Below are 19,961 nucleotides of genomic sequence, written 5' to 3'. Positions count from 1 at the left end.
CTCCGTCGTCAGCCTCATCCTTTCAGCCCGGAGAAGGTCATCGTCGCGACGAACTGCTTCTGGGCGAACATGAAGAACAGGATGAGCGGAAGCGTCGCGATGACATTGCCCGCCATCAGCAGCGACCAATCGGTGCGGCGGGTGCCCTGGAAGTTCGCCAGTCCGAGCTGCAGCGTGAAGGCGTGAGCGTCGTTGATCGCGATCAACGGCCAGACCAGGTCGTTCCACGAACTCAACAGCGTGAAGATCGCGAGGGTCGCGAGGGCCGGTCGGGCCAGCGGAAGGATGATGCGGAAGAAGACCTGCAGCCTGGTGCATCCGTCGATCAGCGCGGCCTCCTCGAGCTCGGCCGGGAGGGACAGGAAGAACTGGCGCATCAGGAAGATGCCGAACGCGGACGCGAGCCACGGCACGATCGCGGCCCCGAGGGTGTCGATCAGTCCGATCCGGGAGAACACGATGTAGGTCGGGATCATGAGCAGCTGCGTCGGGATCATGATCGTCGCGAGCACCGCGAGGAAGCCGAAATTGCGCCCGGGGAACTTGAGTCGGGCGAATCCGTAGCCGGCGAGGGAACACAGGACGAGGTGCGAGACGATCGCCGAAGCGGAGACGATCACCGTGTTGCCGAGCCAGAGGAAGATCTGCGACTGGTCGAACAGCTTCGCGTAGCCATCGAAGGTGATGGTGGAGGGGAAGAAGCGCGGGGGGAACCTGTTGATCTCCGCGGTGGGGCTCACCGAAGTGAGGAACATCTGCACGAAGGGGATGGCGAACAAGACGGCGACCGGCGCAAGGAACAGGTGCCAGCCGCTGAAACGACGGCGTCGGCGGGTGCGTTGCGGCATCCGGGTCTGGATCGCGGTCATCAGAAGCCGTCGGTCTTGGAGCGGCGGGAGTAGACGACGACGCCGATGGTGATGATCAACGTGAGCGCGAAGAGTCCGTAGGCCACGGCAGACCCGTAGCCGAACTGGAGCTTCTGGAACGCCGTCTGCCAGAGGTAGTAGACGATGGTCTGGGTGGCGTTGAGCGGCCCGCCCCGGGTGGTCGTGTAGACGAGATCGAACAGCTGGATGGCGCCGATCAGCTGCCAGATCGTGGCGAAGATCGTCACCGGCATCAGCTGTGGCCAGACCACCGCCCAGAAGGCCTCCCACTTGTTGGCTCCGTCGATCCGGGCCGCCTCCAACAGCTCGGCCGGGGTGTCCTGCAGCGCGGCGAGATAGATCACCGTGGTGAACGCCGCCTGGCCCCAGAGCGACATGATGGTGATCACCACCATCGCCTGCGACGGATTCTCCAGCCAGCCCTGTTGGGGCAGGCCGAGCACGCGCAGCACGTTGTTGACAAGGCCGAACTGCGGATTGAACAGATACGTGGTCAGGATGCCGGTGACGGCGGCCGAGGCGACGAACGGTACGAAGATCGCGGTTCGATAGAGCCCGATGAAACGGATGCGGCGGTTCAGTGCCACGGCGAGGAACAGGCCGAGACCGATCGAGGTGGGAACGAACAGCACCACGTAGAGCACAGTGTGGAAGAAGGCGTCGTGCAGTTCGGTGTCGGTAACCATCTGCTGGTAGTTGCCGAGGCCGACGTTCTCGGCCGGACTGAACCCGTTCCACTTCTGCAGCGAGAGGAAGAACGCCCAGATCGCGGGGAAGATCGACAGGCCCAGCACGATCAGCAGTGCCGGGACGACGAAGCCCCAGCCTTCGAGACCCTCCCGCAACTTCCGCCGACGCCTGGCCGTGCTCCGATCTGCCGGAGGCGACGCCGGAGCGAGCATCTGCTCCGTCTGCGCCTCCGGATCGACCGCGACCGGATTCATCACTTGTCCTTCAGCGCTTTGTCTGCCTTCGCCGCGGCCGTCTTCAGCGCACTGTCGACAGTGCCCTTGCCCTGCAGCACCTGCGACACCGCATCACCCAATGCCGCGGAGAGTCCGACGTAGCCGGCGACGGTGGGCCGGGCGACGGTGGCATTCGTCGAGTTGGCGGCCATCACCTCGAGGCCGGGATTCTCTTCGACCTTCTTCTTGAAGGCGGCGCTGTCGACCTCACTCGAGCGCAGCGGCAGGTTACCGATGGCCACGTTGAACTGTTCGTCCTGGGCCGGGTCGGTGAGGAACTTGGTCCACTCGTACGACCAGTAGGCGCGATTGGCGTCCTTATGGTCGAACAGTGCCCAGATATCCGGCCCGGAGACCGTGGTGTGCTTGCCGTCGGTGCCCGGGAGCACCGTTACGCCGTACTTGGTCCCCGCGACGCCGAGGTCGTAGAGCTGCCACGGGCCGGAGGTGATCATGCCGATCGCGTTGCTGGTGAAGAGCTGGCCGTACTTCGTGTCCGTCTGGTCGAGATAGACGCTCTTGTCGTCCACGGCCATGTCGCGCAAGAGAGTCAGCGATTTCCTGCCCGCCTCGCTGTCGAATGCCGACTTCGTGCCGTCTTCGGACAGGATCGAGCCGCCGTTCTGCCACAGGTGCGGCCAGAGCTGCCAGGTGGTGTCTTCGCTTCCCGACACCGAATAGCCGTAACCGTAGACCTTCTTCGCCGGATCGGAGATCTTCTTCGCGGCCGCTCGGAAGTCGTCCCAGGTCCAGTTATCCGTGGGGTAGGCGACGCCGGCGTTGTCGAAGACCGTCTTGTTGTAGAGCAGCGAGATGTTGTCGACGACCGCGGGGAATCCGATGGTCTTCCCTCCGGTCGGCCGCGCCGTCTGCTGGGCCGCCTCCGAGAACTCCGACCACTTGACGCTCGGGTCGGCGACCTTCTTCGTGATGTCGAGGGTGCGCCCAGAAGACTCGAGCTGACTGGACCAGGATCCGAACGCGTACGACAGGTCGGGGTAGTTGCCCCCGGCGAAGCTCGCGGAGAGCTTCTGCAAAAGATCCTCAGTGGAGGATGCCCCGGGCGACACGGTCAGCGAGACATTCGGGTGCAGCTTCTCGAACTTCGCGGCGAGCTTCTCGATCAGCTTCTCCGCACCGGCGTCCTGGCCCGTCCACATCGTGAGCGAGACGTTCGCCTTCTTGTCGAGCGTTGCCGAACCGGTCGAACCTCCGGCGCAGCCGGCCAGTAGGGCGACGGTCGCGACGATGGCGAGGCCGCTCGCGATCGCGCGCGTGCCACCCGACTTTGATCTGTTGAATTTCGTGAGCATCGATGATCTCCATTCACATGTGTTCGACGGGCGGGTGTGAAACCGGTGCTAGCTGAGAATCACCGACCGGCTGAGGTGGCGCGGGGTATCGGGGTTGAGGCCACGGCTCTCCGCGAGCGCGACGGCCAGGCGCTGCGCCTGCATCAGTTGCACGAGCGGGTCGAGGTCGTCGGCATGCACCGTCGCCCCGGTCGCGGCGATGTCGGCGATGAGGTCGGGCTGCACCTCTCCGAAGATCCAGACCAGCGATCCCGGATGCGCCACCGCGATCGGTCCGTGGCGGTAGTCGAGCAGTGGGTACGACTCCGACCAGGCCTGCGCCGCCTCCCGGACTTTGAGGGCGGCCTCCTGCGCGAGCCCGTAGGTCCAGCCGGATCCGAGGTACACGAAGTGGTCGAACTGGGAGACGTCGTATGGGAACGGAGCGGCGAGGGCGGCGACGGCGGCCTCCGGGAGCCCGCCGACGTCGTAGCCGTAGGCCTGGCGGGCGAGGATGAGCGTCGCGGTGGGGAAGCGGGTCTGCACGACGGACTTCTCGTCGGCGAAGTCGAGCACCAGCGAGTTGTCGACGAGATCGTGAACGGCTTCGTCCCCCACCCCGGTGATCGCGCTGCGGAGCGTGCCCGGATCGACGGACGCCAAGGCGGTAAGCACTTCACTGGTGTTACCCGACCGGGTGATCGCCACGACGCGGTCGTAACGACGACCGGGCTTCCACTCCGAGGCGTAGGCGGCGTCCGTCTCGCCGAGACCGGCACGTTCACGCAGCCAGGCGAGGGATTCCGCGACGAAGGCGGAGGTGCCGCAGCCGAGGAACAGCACTCGCTCCCCCGGGAGCCCGAAGGCCGAGCGGTCCTGCTCGAGCAGGGCCTCGGCCCAGATGACCGGCTGGCTCTCGATCTCTTCGGTGGTGATGCTCATGTGTTGCCCTGTTCCTGCTGTCGTCGGCTGATTCCTCCCATGGTGTGACCAGAAGTGTTCATATGACAAGAAAAACCACTCAGTCGCTCAGTTTGGCTGAGCGCTTGGGCTGCACACACGGTGGTCGAGCATGCGGCTTGGCACAATGTGGCCATGGAGACTCCCGACTGGACTGCGCTCGCCGACCTGCCACTGAGAGCGTGGGCGCCTCGATCCCAGCTTTCGGCCAAGGTCACGGCGGTGCCGCGCGCCCGGGTCCCCGCCATCGACATCCACAATCACCTGGGGCGGTGGCTGAGTGACGGCGAATGGATGATCGAGGACGTCGACGCACTGCTCGCCGTGATGGACGGCCGCGGCGTCGAGACGATCGTGAATCTCGACGGGATGTGGGGCGACGAGCTCGAAGCCAACCTCGACCGCTACGACCGGGCGCACCCGGGCCGCTTCCTCACGTTCTGCCAGCTCGACTGGACGCTTCTCGCCCAAGAGGACGGCGAAGGGTTGCTGCGCGAGTCCCTCGACGACAGCGCGGAACGCGGTGCGCGCGGGCTGAAGGTCTGGAAGAATCTCGGCCTCACCGTGCGCGACTCCTCCGGAAGCCTCGTGCTGCCGGATGACGAGCGCGTGGTGCCCGTACTCGCGCACGCGGGCGAGCTCGGGCTCCCGGTACTCATCCATGTGGCCGACCCCAAGGCCTTCTTCGAGCCGCTCGACGAGCACAACGAGCGCCTCGACGAACTCATTCAGGAGAAGGACTGGTGGTTCGGCGACCCGAGCAGGCACCCCACCTTCGACCGCCTGCTTGACGCGCTCGCCACCCTCGTGATCGCGACGCCGGGCACACGCTACATCGGTGCGCACGGCGGATGCGCGGCCGAAGACCTCGATCGCGTCGAGTCGCTCCTGGCCGCGGCCCCCCACTTCACGATCGACATCGCCGGGCGGCTGGCCGAACTCGGGCGCCAGCCCCGCCGCTTCCGAGAGTTGATCGAGCGCTTCCCCGACCGGGTTCTCTTCGGCACCGATATCTACCCCATCACCAGCGAGCAGTACGAGCTGCACTTCCGGTTCCTCGAATCAGACGACGAGTCCTTCGAGTACGCGCCGGAGTCGCCGATCCCGCCGCAGGGCCGGTGGACGGTCTCCGCCCTCGACCTGCCCCTGCAGCACCTCACAGCGATCTACCGAGACAATGCCCGGAGGGTACTCGGGTTGTCATAGCGCGCAGACACGCGACTTTCTCGCCGGATGCTGTCGATCGACACTGTCGCCGGTCGTCATCTTCATGACAGCATCACTGACGAGAAAGGATCCACGATGCGATATTCACTCCTGCTCAACTACTCCGAGGCCGGCGGTTCAGAGGTGCCCGAGGAGGCGATGGCTGAGGCCCGGGCGGCCTTCGATCGTTACGCCAAGTCGCTCGATGAGGCTGGCGTGCTACTCGGGGCCGACGTGATGCAACCGGTCGCGGCATCCACAACGGTGACGCTGCGGAGCGGCAGCCTTCAAGTGCAGGACGGTCCGTTCGCCGACACCAAGGAGCAACTCGGCGGCATCGTCCTGATCGATGTGGCCGACCTGGATGCCGCGCTCGCGTGGGCGGAGAAGTGTCCGGCCGCGCAGTGGGGCACGGTCGAGGTGCGGCCGACCGCGGTCTACTTCGCAAACGGGCAGTGGAACCCGGCGGCCTGACCGCCCGGCGGGCGGAGGAGGTGGCGCGGTCGTCCTACGGACGACTTCTCGCCGTGCTCGCCGCCCGCACCGGGGACATCCCCGCCGCCGAGGATGCTCTCGCCGACGCCTTTGAGCGGGCGCTGCGCACCTGGCCGGATTGCGGCATCCCCGACAACCCGCAGGGCTGGCTTGTGACGGTGGCGAAGAACCGCTGGCTCGATGCGCTCAAGAAACACCGCCCGATGCTGGAGGCGGTGGAGGCCGTGGACGACGACCCCGACCGCATCCCAGACAAACGCCTCGAGCTGATGTTCGTGTGTGCACACCCGGCGATCGACGCGGCGGTGCGAACGCCACTCATGCTGCAGGTGGTGCTCGGGTTCGAGGCATCCGTGATCGGGGCCGCGTACGCGATCCCCCCGGCGACGATGGCCCAGCGACTGGTGCGGGCGAAACGGCGGATCCGGGATGCCCGAATCCCCTTCGTCCTCCCGGGGCGAGACGACATGCCGACCCGACTCCCGGCGGTGCTCGAGGCCGTCTACGCTGCCTACGCGATCGACTGGCAGCTCGTCTCGGGCACGACGGTGCGCGACTCGCTGGCGCCGGAGGCTCTCTCGCTCGCCACCCTCCTCGCCACGCTGCTGCCCGAACCGGAGACCCTCGGTCTCGCCGCTCTCCTCTCGCTCTCCATTGCCCGGGCGCCGGCGCGCATCAGCGAGGGGATGCTGGTGCCGCTGGACGAACAGGACACCGCCCTCTGGGACATCGCGCTCATCGCGCGCGGGGAGGCCTTGCTGCAGAGGGCTCACGCCTACGGACGGATCGGCCGCTTCCAGCTCGAGGCCGCGATCCAGTCGGCGCACTGTGCGCGGGCGGCGACCGGCACGACCGACTGGCCGGCACTGCAGAACCTGTACTCGGCTCTGGTTGCGATTGCGCCGACCCTCGGAGCGAGCGTCTCCCGGGCCGCGGTCGCCGCTCGGGTCGACGGCCCGCTCGCCGGGCTCGCCATGCTCGACTCCCTCGGCATGCCGGCTTTCCAGCCCTACTGGGCCGTGCGCGGGCATCTGCTCGCGCAGCTCGGGAGAGCGGATGAGGCGGCCGCAGCGCTCTCCAAGGCACTCAGCCTCACGACGGAGCCGGAGGTGCGGGCCTACCTGATGGGCCGCGGTGCGGGCGGGGCAGCGGGAGCCAGTCCGCTGCCCTGATGGTTCTTTCGTGTCGGAAGGCTGATCTCGACGGTGTCGCGGACGTCGACCCCCACGGCCCGCTGGGCCACCATAATGTTCTCGTGGCCACCCAGACGTTCGAGCTGACGACGAGGGTCGACGCCGAGCCGAGCGCCGTCATCGACTTCCTCCTCGATCTCACCCGCCACCGTGGCCTTCATCCCTTCTTCGTGTCCGCGCACGTGGTGGAGACCGGCGTCGACGACGAGGGGCCCTGGACTCAGTGGCGTGTGCACGAGCGACCACGGCTCGGTCCGTTCCGCTACTCGATCCGGTTCCCGGCGCGGATGCTCCGCAGCTCGGGCAGCTCGATGGTCGGCACCGTGCGAGCAGCACCCGGGTGCTCGCTAGTCACCACGACCCGCGCCGAGCGGGTGCACGGCCACACCGTGCTCACCGAGCTGACCACGGTGACCGCACCGCTGCCGCTGTTGGGCTACATGGCCTCGCAGGCGCGGATCGCGCACGCTCGCACCTACTCGTTGCTCCCGGGAGAATTCGCGGTCGATCCGGATGCAGCGGGCGCCCCGAACGCGCACTGATGCACCCGCGAGCCGATCCGCGCGAGAGCCCGCTGTGACTATCCCGCGATGACTCCGCACAGGTGGGCCACGAGTTCGCTCACCCGATCCCTGGCGGGCGCGAGATAGCGTCGCGGGTCGGTCAGCGCGGGCGCGGCATCGAGCACGGCGCGCACCTCGGCGGTGAAGGCCCGGTTCAGCCCGGTGCCGACATTCACCTTGCGGATGCCCGCGGCGACGGCCTCCCGCAGCACGGCATCCGGCACCCCGGACGATCCGTGGAGCACCAGCGGCACGTCCACCGCTTCGGCCAGTCGTGCGATCAGGTCGAGATCCAGGGAGGCCGTCTGCTCGGTCATGGCGTGGGAGCTGCCCACCGCGACGGCGAGGCCGTCGACGCCCGTAGCATCCACGAATCGCGCCGCCTCCGACGGGTCCGTTCGCACGCCAGGAGCGTGCGCGCCGTCCTTGCCGCCGACCTTCCCGAGTTCCGCCTCGATCCAGAGACCCGCGGCCCGACCGCGCGACGCGGCGGATGCGGTGAGCGCCACATTGCGCTCGTATGGCTCGGTCGATGCGTCGACCATGAGCGATCCGAGACCGAATCCCGCACCGAGTGCGATCGCCTCGTCAATGAGCGATGCCGCCTCGAAGTGGTCGAGGTGGATGCCGATCGGCGACCGCGCGGAGGTCGCGAGCTCCCGGCACGCGGCCAACATCGGGCGCATGCCCCCGTGGTATTTCACCGCGTTCTCGCTCAACTGCAGCAGCACACCGATGCCGGCGAGGTCGGCACCGGCGACGATCGCCTCGGCGTGCTCGAGCGAGATGACGTTGAAGCTCGGTACCGCGCGTCCGCCGGCGATCGCGTCGTCGACGAGCGCTCTCGTCGCGCTGAGGGTCACAGGGCGTTTGCCGGGATGAGCTCCCGGAGCGGTTCGGGCAACAGCTCACCGTGGGCGGTCACGAGATCGTTGCACAGCTCCCAGATCTGCTCGGGTGTCAGTGTCGAATTGGCGTTGGGGTCCATCAGCACGGCCTGTCGCACGAGCATCGGGTCGCCGGTGCGCATTGCCTCGATCGTGAGCTCGGCCACCGACAGGTAGGGGCGGTTGAGGGCGGCACACTGCACGGGCAACGCACCGACCGCGTGCGGGCTGAGACCCGAAGCATCCACCGTCGCCGGCACCTCGACAACGGCGCCCTGCGGAAGGTTGTCGATGAGGCCGGCGTTGACCACGTTGGCGTGAATGACCCGCTCCGTGCCGGTGACCATCGAGTGGATCACCTGCGGGGCGTACTCCGCCGCGTTCTGCTCCAGCTCGAGGGGCGTGCCGTCGGCGAGCGAGCGCTGTGCCTGCTCGAATTCCGCGACGTTCTCTTCACTGATGCCCACGTATTCCAGCGGCTGCAGGCGATAGCGCTCGATCTGCTGCGGCGAACGCAGGAACCAGGGAAGGTACTCGGAGGAGTGCTCGCTCGTTTCGGTGGGATAGAAGCCGAGCCGCCGGAAGATCTCGACCCGCACGCGCCGGTCGAGTTCGTCATCCGAGCGGATCTTCTCCCGCAATAGCGGATAGAGGTCCTTGCCATCCCTGGTCCATTCGAGCAGCCAGGCCTGATGATTCACGCCGGCGGCGCGATAGTGCGTCTCTTCGATGGGAACGCCGATCAGCTCGCCGAGGTCGTGGACGGTCCAGTAGACACTGTGGCAGAGGCCGACGGCCTTGACCTCGGGAGCGACCACGGAGGCCCACCAGATGTTCATCGCCATCGGGTTGGTGTAATTGAGCAGCCAGGCGTCGGGGCAGTAGCGGCGGATGTCCGCGGTGAGCTCGCTGAGCACGGGGAAGGTACGAAGGGCCCGGAACACGCCGCCGACGCCGGTGGTGTCCCCGATGGTCTGGTTCAGTCCGTAGCGTGCGGGGAGCTCGAGATCGATTCGGGTGGAGGCGATGCCGCCAACCTGGATCGTGTTGATGACGAAGTCGGCACCCTCGAGCGCCGCCCGGCGATCCAGGGTGCTGGTGATGGTCGCCGATGCCCCCAAGCGCTCGTTCACCTGCCGCGCCGTGCCCTCTGCCACCGCGAGGCGGGTGGCATCCACGTCGTGGAGCACGATCGAGATGTCGCGGAGTTCGACGAAGCCGAGAAGATCGGCCACGAGCTGGCGGGTGAACACCACGCTTCCCGCCCCGATGAAGGTAACCGTTGTCATAGAGCGATCATCGACTTGTATGATCAAATCGCGCAAGGTCAGCCCCGCATTTTGGTCGAACTGTGCAGAAATACTGATTGACTTGGCCCAAGTACGCAATCGAAGGAGTCGACGATGACGATCAGCGCTGCGGGATTCCTCGTGCCGCGCGCGGCGTCGTCCAAGCGCTCCCAGCGGATGGTGTCGATCCTCGACCTGCTCGCCCAGCGGTCGAGCGTGTCCCTGGCGGAGTTCTCGGATGCGCTGCACGCCTCGGCCGCCACCATCCGCCGTGACCTTGCCGACCTCGAAGCGCAGGGACTCCTCTCCCGGACGCACGGCGGTGCCCGTGCGGTCGCCAGCCAGTCCGAGCTGCCGGTGCGGTTGAAGGATTCGCAGTTCCGTCAGGCCAAACAGCTGATCGCTCGCAAGGCGGCGCAACTCATCCCGAGCGGTCGCTACGCCATCGCCCTGAGCGGAGGATCGACCACGGCAGAAGTCGCGAAGGCGCTGGCCAACCGCTCTGAGCTCACCATCGTGACGAACTCCCTCACCACCGCGATGGAGTTCGCCTCCCGCCCCAATCTCAAGGTGTTGATGACCGGGGGGCTCATCCGTTCCAATTCGTTCGAACTCGTCGGCTCGCTGGCGGAGAACACGTTCAACGCGATCAACGTCGGCACGGCGATCCTCGGCACAGACGGCATCAGCGCGATCGCTGGAGCCACCACCCACGACGAGACCGAGGCCAAGACCAACCTCGCGATGGTGCTGCACGCCGAGCGGGTGCTCGTCGTCGCCGACGGCTCGAAAGTGGGCCGCGTCACCCTGGCCAAGGTCGCAGCGCTCGGGCAGATCCATGAGCTCGTCACCGATTCGACCGCGGACCCGGCTGAACTGGAGCGCATCGCTGCGGCCGGAGTCACCATCCACGTGGTCGACGTCGGCTGAGCACGTCCGCCCGCTGCTGCCCGGGCCCACCGGCGCGGCTGCCACGCCGTTTCGGGCGAATGCGGTCATTCCGGGTCGGCGCGCCGGCCCCCATGGTCCGTGAACGCCCGGTTTCCCGTCGACGGGCCCGCCCCGATTGCTAGCGCGCGAGCCGATCCACCACCGCACCGAATACGTGCGGGAGGGCGGATGCGGCGGGGACGATCGCGCCCCGCGCCGGCGAGTTCGCGGCCGCTACCAGCCCGGCGGTCAGCACGCGGAAGTCCCGGGTGCGCCGCATCCATTCCTTCTCATAGCTCTTCGGATCATCGCGGGCGATGCTCGCGATCGCGGCCTCGGCCTGCGCGAGCCCCACCCGGATGCCTTCCCCAGTGATCGCGTCGACATAACCGGAGGCATCACCCACGAGCAGCACTCGGCCGTGGGATCTCCTGCCCGTGCTCTGTCGGAATGGCCCCGCGCCCCGAAGCTCGGTCGCCGGTTCTGCCCCCGCGACGAGAGCCGCGAGCGGGCGGATGCCGGCAAGCGCGGCATCGAAGTCGATTCCCTTGCGACCGAGCATCGCGATCCCCACCACGCCGCCGCCCACCGGGGTGACATAGGCCTCGACGGTCGGCGTCCAGTACACCTCGATCAGGTCGGACTGTGGCTCGGCGTGGTAATGCCGGCGCACGCCGTAACGCCGACCGCGGGCGGCGACCGGTCGCTCGAGCCCGGTGAGCCGCCGCACCGTGGAGTGCAAGCCGTCCGCCGCCACGAGATAGCGGGCCCGGATGCCGGCGGCGGTCACCGAGTGCGCGTCCTGCTCGAGGGCATCCACCTTGCCGGCCACCACGACCACCCCGAGGGATCTCGCCCGCTCGGTGAGCGCATCGTGAAGGGCGGTGCGACGCACGCCGCGTCCTTCGCCGGAGGAGAAGAGATGATCCACCCGCCGCTCCGCTCCGCGGGAGGTGCCGCTGCGATAGCTCACGCCGCGCAGCGCGAACCCCGGCGGATCGACGCCCAGTCGCGCGAGTGCGGGCAGTGCCCCGGGCATCAGACCCTCTCCACACGCCTTGTCGATCGCGCCACCGCGCGGTTCGACGATAGTCACGGTGAGCCCTCGCAGACGTGCCTCGATCGCGGTCGCGAGCCCCGCCGGCCCGCCGCCCACCACGAGCACGTCTGCATCCACGGTCATGCCACCGCGTCCAATGCCGTGAGCGCTCGCTCCTCTGTGGGGATGCGGAACCCGAAGAGCAGGATCGCATTCAGCACCGTGAACACTAGCGCGGTCACCCACGCGGTGTGCACGAGCGGCAGCGCAATTCCCTCGGCGATCACGACCACGTAGTTGGGGTGCGTGAGGAACCGGTACGGGCCGCCGGTGACCCGCCCGAGCCCCGGAACCACGATCACGCGGGCATTCCACTGCTTGCCGAGCGTGCCGATGCACCAATAGCGCAAGCCTTGGCACGCGAGCGCGACCGCGAGCATCGGCCAGCCCAGCCAGGGAAGGAATGGGCGACCGGTGAAGAACACCTCGGCGAGACAGGCGAGCAACATGCCCGTGTGCAGCACGACCATGAATGGGTAGTGCCGCTGGCCGTATTCGCGGCCACCGCGCTCGAAGGCCCAGGCAGCATGCCGGTTGGAGAGCACCACCTCGACGATGCGCTCGGCACCGGTGGCGAGGATCAGGACGGTGAACCAGATCATGCCGAGCCGCTCACGATGGCCACCGCAGCAGCACCAGCTCGGCGCTGACCCCCGGGCCGAGCGCGAAAAGGGCACCGTGGGATCCGGGCCGATGCACGGTCGTCAACTCCTCGGCGAGGATGTGCAGCACCGAGACGGACGAGAGGTTGCCGACCGCCGCCAGCGAGCGCCAGCTGTTGTCGAACACGCCGTCCGGCAGGCCGAGCGAGGACTGGAACTGCTCGAGCACGCGAGGCCCGCCCGGATGCGCCACCCAGGTCTCGATGTCTTCGAGGTCGAGGTCGTTGTCATCGAGAAAACCGGTGACGTCCCGGCCGAAGTTCGCCTCGATCACGTCGGACACCTGGGCGGTGAGGATGATGCGGAAGCCGGTCTCACTGGCGGTGAATCCGATCACGGACTCGGTGTCGGGGTAGAGCGCGCTTCGGGTGTCCACGACGTCGGGACCGGTCACGGGCATCCGTTTCGCGCGATCGTCGCCGACCATCACCACTGCTGCCGCTCCGTCGCCGAAGAGGCCGGTCGCCACCAGGTTGGCAGTCGAGTCGTCGTTGCGCTGAAAGGTGAGCGAACAGAGTTCTACCGCGACGAGCACCGCGACGCCGTCCGGATGCCCGGCGAGGTAGTCGGCGACGCGCGCGATGCCGGCGGCCCCGGCCACGCAGCCGAGCCCGTACATCGGCACTCGCTTGAGGTCGGAGCGCAGCCCGAGTCGGGCGACGAGGATCGCATCGATCGAGGGCGCCGAGATGCCGGTGACGGACGTGAACATGAGGTAGTCGACGTCGGCGGCCTCGAGTCCCGCTGTCGCGAGGGCCTTCCGCAGCGCCGCTTCGGCCAGATCGGCCGCGACCTCGATGAACATGTCATTGGTCTGCGTGAAAGTGCTGCTGTCCCGGTAGCGCTCGATCGGCATCACCAGGTGGCGCGTATCGACGTGGCTGCCGGCATGGAGTCGGCGAAGCACGGCCTGCTTCTTCGCATCCGATGTCACCATCGGCGCGATCGTGTCCGTGATCTCGGACTGCGCGTATACGTTGCCCGGCAGCGCGGGGGCGACGGCGACTATTCGGGCCATTCGGCGACGCTAACACTGTTGGGTGCCAGTTCGGCTGTGGCCGGAAAGGGGTTGACAGTCAACCGAAGTCGCTGATCGGCCCTAGCGTTGCAGGATGACCGCCGCGCCCGTTCCCCGTCCCGCCGCACGCCCGTTCGGTGCCGTGGGCCTCGTGGCCGCCGGTCTCATCTGCCAGGAGGTGGGGGCCTCCTTCGCGGTGCTGCTCTTCCCCTCGGTGGGCGCGATCGGGATGGTCTCCCTTCGGCTCGCGTTCTCGGCGATCGTGCTGCTCGCCATCGCGCGACCACGCCTGCGTGGTCACAGTCGGAACCACTGGCTCACTGTCATCGCTTTCGGCCTCGCGCTCGCCCTGATGAACGCCCTCTTCTACGAGGCACTCGCCCGCGTGCCCCTCGGAGCCACCATCACCATCGAGGTGCTCGGACCGCTCGTGCTCTCCGTGGTGATGAGCCGCCGGGCGTCGAGCTGGCTCTGGGCAGTGCTCGCCTTTGCGGGCGTCGTGATCCTCAGCCAGGGCAGCTTCGGCGACCTTGATCCGGTTGGCGTCGCCTTCGCCTTCGGCGCGGCGACGATGTGGGCGGCCTACATTTTGCTCTCCGCCCGCACGGGAGCGCGATTCCCCCGCCTCGACGGACTCGCCATAGCGATGACCGTCGGCGCCGTCGTCACGGTGCCGTTCGGCATCGCAACCGCGGGGCCGGTCATCTTCCAGCCGGGCATCCTTCTGCTCGGAGCGGCCGTCGCGCTGCTGTCGTCGACCATCCCGTACGCGCTCGAACTCGTGGCACTCCGTCGTCTGCCGTCCGCGACCTTCTCCATCCTGATGAGCCTCTCTCCCGCGATCGCGACGACCGCCGGCTTCCTGATCCTGGGCCAGACCTTCACCGGGCTGGCGTTCCTCGCGATCGGTCTCGTCATCGCGGCGAGCATCGGCGCGGTGCTCTCCGCGTCGCGAGCGGCCCGCGGCGGGCTCCCTGACACCGGTATCGGAGAACCGCTCAGCTAACCGGCTTTCGCTCAGGATGCCGGGGTATCGTGGAAGTCCCCCCGACCGCAGAATCGAGAGGGCGATCGTGTCTGAACCGAAGCCCACCGGCCTGTTGCGCTCGATCCTCGGACTCCTGGGTTTCAGCGCGCTTGCCGCCGTGCTCGTCGTCGCGCTCACGGCACCCGCGATCGTCGCCACGAGCCAGGTCACGAACAACGCGGTAGGCCTGTTCGAGAATCTGCCGGACTACATCAAGATCGGCAACCAGTCCCAGCGCAACATCCTCTACGGTCTTCGCGGCGGTGAACAGGTGCCTTTCGCCCAGGTCTACGACCAGAATCGCCAGGAAGTGGCCTGGGATGCGGTGTCTCCGTTCGCGAAGGACGCCCTGGTCGCGGCCGAAGACGTGCGGTTCTATTCGCATGGAGGTGTCGACCTCGCGGGAATCGCGCGGGCCGCGGTCAACAACCTCACCGGCAAAGACCTGCAGGGCGCATCGAGCATCGAGCAGCAGCTCGTGAAGCAGTTGGCCATCCAGGATGCGGTCGCCACCTACACCGACCCGAAGAAGCTCGAAGCCGCAAAGGCGAAGGCCCAGGCGAACACCCTCGATCGCAAGCTCAAAGAGGCCAAGCTCGCCATCGGACTCGAGAAGAACTACACGAAGCACGAGATCCTGCTCGCCTACCTCAACATCGCCGGATTCGGTGGCAACACCTACGGCATCGAGGCGGCGGCCGAGCAGTACTACTCCACGACGGCAGCGAACCTCACTCTCGCGCAGGCCGCCAGCCTCATCGCCGTCGTACAGCAGCCGCCCCTGCGCAATCCGGGCTCGCAAGCGAACTGGGAGCGCAACAAGTCCCGTCGGGATGCGATCCTCGGCACCATGCTGAGCGAGAAGATGATCACGCAGGCGCAGTACGCCGAGGCGATCGCGACCCCGGTGGATGCGACGACGGTGAAGATCAGTCCGCCCAAGAACGGATGCACCTACGCCTCGGCCGCCAAGGCATTCTGTGACTACGTGATCAAGAACGTGAAGAACCTCCCTGGCCTCGGCGAGTCCGCCGACGACCGGCGCGAAGCGTGGCGCCGCGGCGGAAACGCCGTGTACACCACCATCGATCTCGATCAACAGCAGAACGCCGAAACGGATCTCGCCCAGCGCACCCCCGCGAGCGAGACGCGCTTCAAAATGGGAAGCGCGGTCTCCACGGTGCAGGTGGGCACCGGCCGAATTCTGATCATGGCGCAGAACAAGGGATTCGACGACACCGGTCTTGGCGACCCGAACCTCACCACGGCGATCAACTTCAATACCGACAAGGAGTACGGCGGGTCATCCGGCTTCCCCGTCGGATCCACCTGGAAGCTCTTCACCCTGATCGACTGGCTGCAGAACGGGCACGGCATCCAGGACACCGTCAACGCCAACATCCAGACCTATCCGGCCCGCTCGAAGTCGTTTCCCGCGTCCTGCGATGGCGGCTACTACCCCCTGATCGATAGCTACACCCCCAAGAACGACAGCGGGGTGAGCCAGGGCCAGATGAGCGTGCTGAGTGCCACAAAGGGCTCGGTCAATGCGGCCTTCATGAACATGGCATCGAAGCTCGACCTCTGCGACATCCGCGATGTGGCCGAATCGATGGGAGTGCACAACGCCGACAATTCCGAGCTCTCGCACGCCCCGGCATCAATTCTCGGCACCAATACCCCGTCGCCGCTCAGCATGGCGAACGCGTACGCCACCGTCGCCAGCGGTGGCAAGCTCTGCCAGCCGATCGCCGTCGACAAGATCATCGGGCCGGATGGCACGGAGCTTCCCGGCCAGACGCAGAGCTGCAGCCAAGTGCTGACCCCCGAGGTGGCTGCCGCCGCGGCCTACGACCTGCAGGGTCCGTTGCAGTCCGGGGGCACCGGTTCGATCGCGAATCCCCGCGATGGCACACCGCTCTTCGGCAAGACCGGAACCGCCGAGGCGCTGCACAGCTACATGGTCGCCTCGAGCACCCAGACGACGACCGCGGTGTGGATCGGCAACATCGAGGGCGACCAGAACATGCGACGCATCTCGATCGGCGGCATCCTGGCATCCAATCTGCGCACCTATGTGATGAAGCCGATTCTGGCGGCGCTCAATGCGAGTGCGGTCTATGGCAAGGGCGGTGCGTTCACGGAACCGACGGGCACCCTGCTGCGCAGCTACACCTATCGCGCGCCGACGCCGACTCCCGCTCCCTCGTCTCCACCCGCGACGGGCACCGGCAACGGGAATGGGAATGGCAACGGATTCGGTGCGGGAAACGGCAATGGCAACGGCGGCGGGGGCAACCGCAAACCCTGACCCGCGGCCGCAACCCAGGGGCTAGTGTCGCGTTATGGACCAGAGCTCATGGACTGTCAACAGCGGCGGATGGGTCGTGCTCGCCCTGGTGAATGCCGGCCTCGCCGAACAGAAGAATCGGTCGAGGCTCACCTGGTTCCTGGTATCGCTGTTCATCGGCCCGCTCGCCACCTTCCTCATCGTCGTGTGGCAGCGAGCCCCGGTCGACGCGATCGAGCCCCTGCACCCCTTCACCAATCGGGCAGACCGGTGGCTCACGCTCGGCACAGTCAGCGTCGTGATCGCACTGGCGCTCGGGGTGTTGCTCCTGTTCACAGTCAACTGGGCCGCCGCCATTCCCGCGATCGTCTTCCTGCTGCTCGGAGTCTGGGCCCTGGTGCTCTACGGCCGTGCGGCAGCAGAGGCGCGACGCGAGTAGAAGCGGCTTGACCGCGGCCGCGCGCCCACGCTGACATGGTCCGGGTTCTGCACAGACGGCCGGCACGCCGGTGAGTGGCCCGCACCGCTAGGGTCTCAACCATGCCAACACCCGAGGCGCCCCTCGCTGGAATCCTCGTCGCCGACTTCTCGCGCGTACTCGCCGGGCCGCTCGCCACCATGACGCTTGCCGACCTCGGTGCCCGGGTCATCAAGGTGGAGCGGCCGGATGTCGGCGACGACACCCGATCGTGGGGACCCCCCTTCTCCGCCACCGGCTCCACCTACTTCGAGAGCGTCAATCGCAACAAGGAGTCGGTCTGTCTCGACCTCGCAGACGCTCACGATCTCGATCTCGCTCGCGAGTTGATCGCCCGCGCCGACGTCGTGGTCGAGAACTTCAAACCCGGCGGAATGCAGAAGCTCGGCCTCGACTACGACACGGTGCGGCAATCGAACCCGGGCATCGTGTACGCCTCGATCACGGGCTTCGGCAGCACCGGCGGCCGTGACCTGCTCGGTTACGACTTCGTGGTGCAGGCGCTCGGTGGCCTCATGAGCATCACCGGGGAGACTGACGGTGAAGCGGTGAAGGCCGGCGTCGCCCTCGTCGACGTGCTCACGGCGAAGGATGCCGTCGCGGGCATCCTCGCAGCGCTGCTTCGCCGCCAGTCGACCGGTCTCGGCGCGCTCCTGGAACTGAACCTGCTGTCGAGCCTTCAGGGGTCGCTCGCCAACCAGGCCCAGGCCTATCTCGGCGCCGGAGTGATTCCGGTGCGCCTCGGCAACACGCATCCGTCCATCGCTCCCTACGAGACTCTCGACTGCGGGGATGGACCGATCGCCGTCGCCTGCGGCAACGACGGCCAGTTCCGACGCCTCGCCGAGGCGCTCGGGGCAGCGCCTCTGGCCGAGGATCCGCGCTTTCTCACGAACGCCCTGCGGGTCGCGAATCGCGCGGCGCTGGTGCCGCTGCTCGAGGAGCGCCTGCACACGAAGCCAGCCGCGGAATGGCAGCGCCGTCTGACCGCGATCGGGGTGCCGGCGGGGCGTGTCGGCACGATCGCCGACGGTCTCGAGCTCGCGTCATCCCTCGGGCTGGATCCGACCATCGAGGTCGTCGACGCATCCGGGGTCACTGTGGCGACGCAGGTGCGGCACCCGATCACCTGGACTCCTCGGCTCCCGCGTCGTGCCTCCGCTCCTCCACTGCTGGGGGAGCAGGATGCCGCGGTGCGGGACTGGCTCACCGACCCCGTGGACTGATCGCCTGACGACGCAGGGCGATCCACAGGGTGGCGGCGACGTCTGGATCGGCGAGATCCACCCCGAGCAGTTCCGTCGCGACCGCGATCCGGTGACGCACGGAATTGCGGTGGATGCCGAGCTCACGCGCGGCAGCCTCCCACTGCCCCCGGTGGGCGAGATAGCTCCGCACCGTGCTGCACAGGTCACCCCGCGGCTGCCGCGCGAGCAGCTCCACCCACGCATCGCCCCGTGTCTCGGGGGATCCGCTCGCACCCACCACCGTGCCGAGGGCCGCAGCACGGCAGGCGGACAGCGCCGCAGCGACTCTGCCGGCGACGGAGATGAGCGGCAGTGATGGGCTGAGCGAGGCGGCGACACCGGCGACACCGGTCGCGACCCGTCCTGCCTCGTCCTGCGGCCCGTCCGGCAGGATGACGATGGCCAGCCCGCCGACTTCCGCGCGCAACAAGGACTCCGGCAGGCCGAGCGAGCCGATCGTTGCGTCGAGTTCGCGGGAGTCCAGTGGCACCTCTGACCGCACCGCGAGCAGCCTCCCGGATGCGGCGATCGGGGGGAGTCCGGCCTGCTCGGCGACGAGTCGCGCCGCATCCACGTGCCCGCCGAGGATGAGCGCGGCAACGCTGCGGCCGAGCGCCAGGCTCACCCGGGAGGATTCCTGCGCCCGTTGCGCGGTGAGGGACAGCAGCATGCACGATGTGAGGATCAGCTGACGGTCGGCCTTGCGCAAGCCGCGCCCCGCGCCGACGGCGAGGAAGCCGACGGTTCGCGGACCGACGGTGATCGAGTGCTCGACGACATCCGTGCCGTTGACCGGGAAAGTGGCGGCCGAATAGGTGCCGACGAGATCGAAGCGCGCGGATTCGACGCGCAGTTGCGGCACGACCTCGGCGGCGGTCGCGGGCCAGATCGTCTCGGTGCCCCCGTCGGCCGGCAGATAGGCCGCCCAACCCCCCAGCCCCCTGGCGAGCACAGTGACGATGGCTTCGACGGCATCGTCCCGGGTGGCCGCCCGAGCCAGGGCCGTCTGCAGCCCCAGGCGCGAGGCCAGGTCTGCCTGCTCGGACCTGCCCACCAGCTGCCAGAATCCGCGGGAGATATGCAGGAACGGCACTGCCTCCGGCACGAGCAGCAGGTCGAAGGATGCCTCCGCACAGGCCGCGACGAGCTCGGGATCCACCCGGTCGGTGCCCGCTCCCAGGCCGAGGGCGAGAGCGGCGATGCCCTTGCCGGCGAGGCGCTGCACGTAATTACGGATCGCCTGGGGACCGCCGTGCAGCGGAATTCCCGTGGTGAGCAGCAGCTCACCGCCCTCGAGATAGGGGGTCGGATCAGCGAGCTCTGAGATGTGCACACCGGTGAGCTGCTGGCGTCCGATCGGCCCGGGGGAGGCGGGTCGGAGCTCGCCGCCGAGCCGCTCGCACAACTGCTCCAGTGTGACCATGTCTGAACTCCCCGAACTCTTGGCCAGTTTATCTACCATGTGCCAAA

The 19,961-nt window shown here is 67.6% G+C and carries 19 protein-coding genes; 9 read left to right on the top strand and 10 right to left on the bottom strand.

Going from position 1 to position 19,961, the window contains the following annotated elements; genetic code table 11:
* Positions 1-14: 14 nt before the first annotated feature.
* From F1C58_RS00340 to F1C58_RS00325, 4 genes are read right to left on the bottom strand one after another with little or no spacing between them, the layout of a single operon-like run.
* The gene (locus F1C58_RS00340; protein ID WP_219732001.1) at positions 15-869 is read right to left on the bottom strand and encodes a carbohydrate ABC transporter permease; all 855 of its coding nucleotides are present in this window, start codon (positions 867-869) and stop codon (positions 15-17) included.
* Positions 869-1,834, bottom strand: coding sequence for a carbohydrate ABC transporter permease (locus F1C58_RS00335; RefSeq protein ID WP_255461172.1), 966 nt, complete (start codon positions 1,832-1,834; stop codon positions 869-871). The genes F1C58_RS00340 and F1C58_RS00335 overlap by 1 nt, the downstream gene beginning before the upstream one ends.
* A complete protein-coding gene (locus F1C58_RS00330) occupies positions 1,834-3,168 on the bottom strand; it encodes an ABC transporter substrate-binding protein (RefSeq protein ID WP_185202090.1) in 1,335 nt (444 codons plus the stop codon). Before F1C58_RS00330 ends, F1C58_RS00335 begins: the two co-directional genes overlap by 1 nt.
* Positions 3,169-3,216: 48 nt before the next feature.
* Positions 3,217-4,089, bottom strand: a complete 873-nt coding sequence (locus F1C58_RS00325) for an SIS domain-containing protein (protein WP_185202089.1) — start codon at positions 4,087-4,089, stop codon at positions 3,217-3,219.
* Between the two features lie 153 nt (positions 4,090-4,242).
* On the opposite strand from F1C58_RS00325, the gene F1C58_RS00320 reads away from it, so the two are divergent.
* The 4 genes from F1C58_RS00320 (at position 4,243) to F1C58_RS00305 (ending at position 7,543) form a co-directional block, all read left to right on the top strand.
* A complete protein-coding gene (locus F1C58_RS00320) occupies positions 4,243-5,313 on the top strand; it encodes an amidohydrolase family protein (RefSeq protein WP_185202088.1) in 1,071 nt (356 codons plus the stop codon).
* A gap of 96 nt (positions 5,314-5,409) precedes the next feature.
* Positions 5,410-5,787 carry a YciI family protein gene (locus tag F1C58_RS00315; RefSeq protein ID WP_185202087.1) on the top strand — a complete coding sequence of 126 codons (378 nt, stop codon included), beginning with the start codon at positions 5,410-5,412 and terminating at the stop codon, positions 5,785-5,787.
* Complete coding sequence (locus tag F1C58_RS00310; protein WP_219732000.1) at positions 5,769-6,980, top strand: RNA polymerase sigma factor; 1,212 nt, start codon at positions 5,769-5,771, stop codon at positions 6,978-6,980. The genes F1C58_RS00315 and F1C58_RS00310 overlap by 19 nt, the downstream gene beginning before the upstream one ends.
* An 83-nt stretch (positions 6,981-7,063) precedes the next feature.
* Positions 7,064-7,543, top strand: a complete 480-nt coding sequence (locus tag F1C58_RS00305; protein WP_185202086.1) for a hypothetical protein — start codon at positions 7,064-7,066, stop codon at positions 7,541-7,543.
* Positions 7,544-7,581: 38 nt separating this feature from the next.
* On the opposite strand, the gene F1C58_RS00300 is transcribed toward F1C58_RS00305, so the two are convergent.
* On the bottom strand, positions 7,582-8,427 hold the full coding sequence (locus tag F1C58_RS00300) for a class II fructose-bisphosphate aldolase (RefSeq protein ID WP_185202085.1): 846 nt from the start codon (positions 8,425-8,427) through the stop codon (positions 7,582-7,584).
* The gene (locus tag F1C58_RS00295; protein ID WP_185202084.1) at positions 8,424-9,740 is read right to left on the bottom strand and encodes an alpha-glucosidase/alpha-galactosidase; all 1,317 of its coding nucleotides are present in this window, start codon (positions 9,738-9,740) and stop codon (positions 8,424-8,426) included. The genes F1C58_RS00300 and F1C58_RS00295 overlap by 4 nt, the downstream gene beginning before the upstream one ends.
* Before the next feature lie 114 nt (positions 9,741-9,854).
* Here F1C58_RS00295 and F1C58_RS00290 point away from each other — a divergent pair, with 114 nt between their 5' ends.
* Positions 9,855-10,670: a DeoR/GlpR family DNA-binding transcription regulator gene (locus F1C58_RS00290; protein WP_185202083.1), complete on the top strand. Its 816-nt coding sequence runs from the start codon at positions 9,855-9,857 to the stop codon at positions 10,668-10,670.
* A gap of 139 nt (positions 10,671-10,809) precedes the next feature.
* Here the strand turns inward: F1C58_RS00290 and F1C58_RS00285 are convergent, their stop codons facing one another.
* Genes F1C58_RS00285 through F1C58_RS00275 form a run of 3 tightly spaced genes read right to left on the bottom strand, consistent with a single transcriptional unit; the run spans position 10,810 to position 13,449 of the window.
* Positions 10,810-11,853: an NAD(P)/FAD-dependent oxidoreductase gene (locus F1C58_RS00285; protein ID WP_185202082.1), complete on the bottom strand. Its 1,044-nt coding sequence runs from the start codon at positions 11,851-11,853 to the stop codon at positions 10,810-10,812.
* The gene (locus tag F1C58_RS00280) at positions 11,850-12,371 is read right to left on the bottom strand and encodes an isoprenylcysteine carboxyl methyltransferase family protein (protein ID WP_185202081.1); all 522 of its coding nucleotides are present in this window, start codon (positions 12,369-12,371) and stop codon (positions 11,850-11,852) included. The genes F1C58_RS00285 and F1C58_RS00280 overlap by 4 nt, the downstream gene beginning before the upstream one ends.
* A gap of 10 nt (positions 12,372-12,381) precedes the next feature.
* Positions 12,382-13,449, bottom strand: a complete 1,068-nt coding sequence (locus F1C58_RS00275; RefSeq protein ID WP_185202080.1) for a type III polyketide synthase — start codon at positions 13,447-13,449, stop codon at positions 12,382-12,384.
* Positions 13,450-13,543: 94 nt separating this feature from the next.
* Here F1C58_RS00275 and F1C58_RS00270 point away from each other — a divergent pair, with 94 nt between their 5' ends.
* The 4 genes from F1C58_RS00270 to F1C58_RS00255 all read left to right on the top strand — a co-directional run bounded on the left by F1C58_RS00270 (position 13,544) and on the right by F1C58_RS00255 (position 18,470).
* A complete protein-coding gene (locus F1C58_RS00270) occupies positions 13,544-14,455 on the top strand; it encodes a DMT family transporter (RefSeq protein ID WP_185202079.1) in 912 nt (303 codons plus the stop codon).
* Positions 14,456-14,522: 67 nt separating this feature from the next.
* Positions 14,523-16,787 carry a transglycosylase domain-containing protein gene (locus F1C58_RS00265; protein ID WP_185202078.1) on the top strand — a complete coding sequence of 755 codons (2,265 nt, stop codon included), beginning with the start codon at positions 14,523-14,525 and terminating at the stop codon, positions 16,785-16,787.
* Between the two features lie 34 nt (positions 16,788-16,821).
* Entirely contained in the window at positions 16,822-17,205 is a 384-nt protein-coding gene (locus F1C58_RS00260) for a hypothetical protein (RefSeq protein ID WP_185204219.1), read from the top strand.
* A 101-nt stretch (positions 17,206-17,306) separates the two neighbouring features.
* Positions 17,307-18,470, top strand: coding sequence for a CaiB/BaiF CoA-transferase family protein (locus F1C58_RS00255; protein WP_185202077.1), 1,164 nt, complete (start codon positions 17,307-17,309; stop codon positions 18,468-18,470).
* Here F1C58_RS00255 and F1C58_RS00250 read toward each other — a convergent pair.
* Positions 18,451-19,953, bottom strand: coding sequence for a PucR family transcriptional regulator (locus F1C58_RS00250; RefSeq protein WP_219731999.1), 1,503 nt, complete (start codon positions 19,951-19,953; stop codon positions 18,451-18,453). The two genes, F1C58_RS00255 and F1C58_RS00250, sit on opposite strands and share 20 nt — an antisense overlap.
* Between the last annotated feature and the right edge of the window lie 8 nt (positions 19,954-19,961).

The sequence above is a fragment of the Glaciihabitans sp. INWT7 genome (genome assembly GCF_014217685.1).
Taxonomy (GTDB): domain Bacteria; phylum Actinomycetota; class Actinomycetes; order Actinomycetales; family Microbacteriaceae; genus Lacisediminihabitans.
Note: the sequence above shows the minus strand (reverse complement) of the source record. Positions and strands in the feature narration are given on the sequence as shown.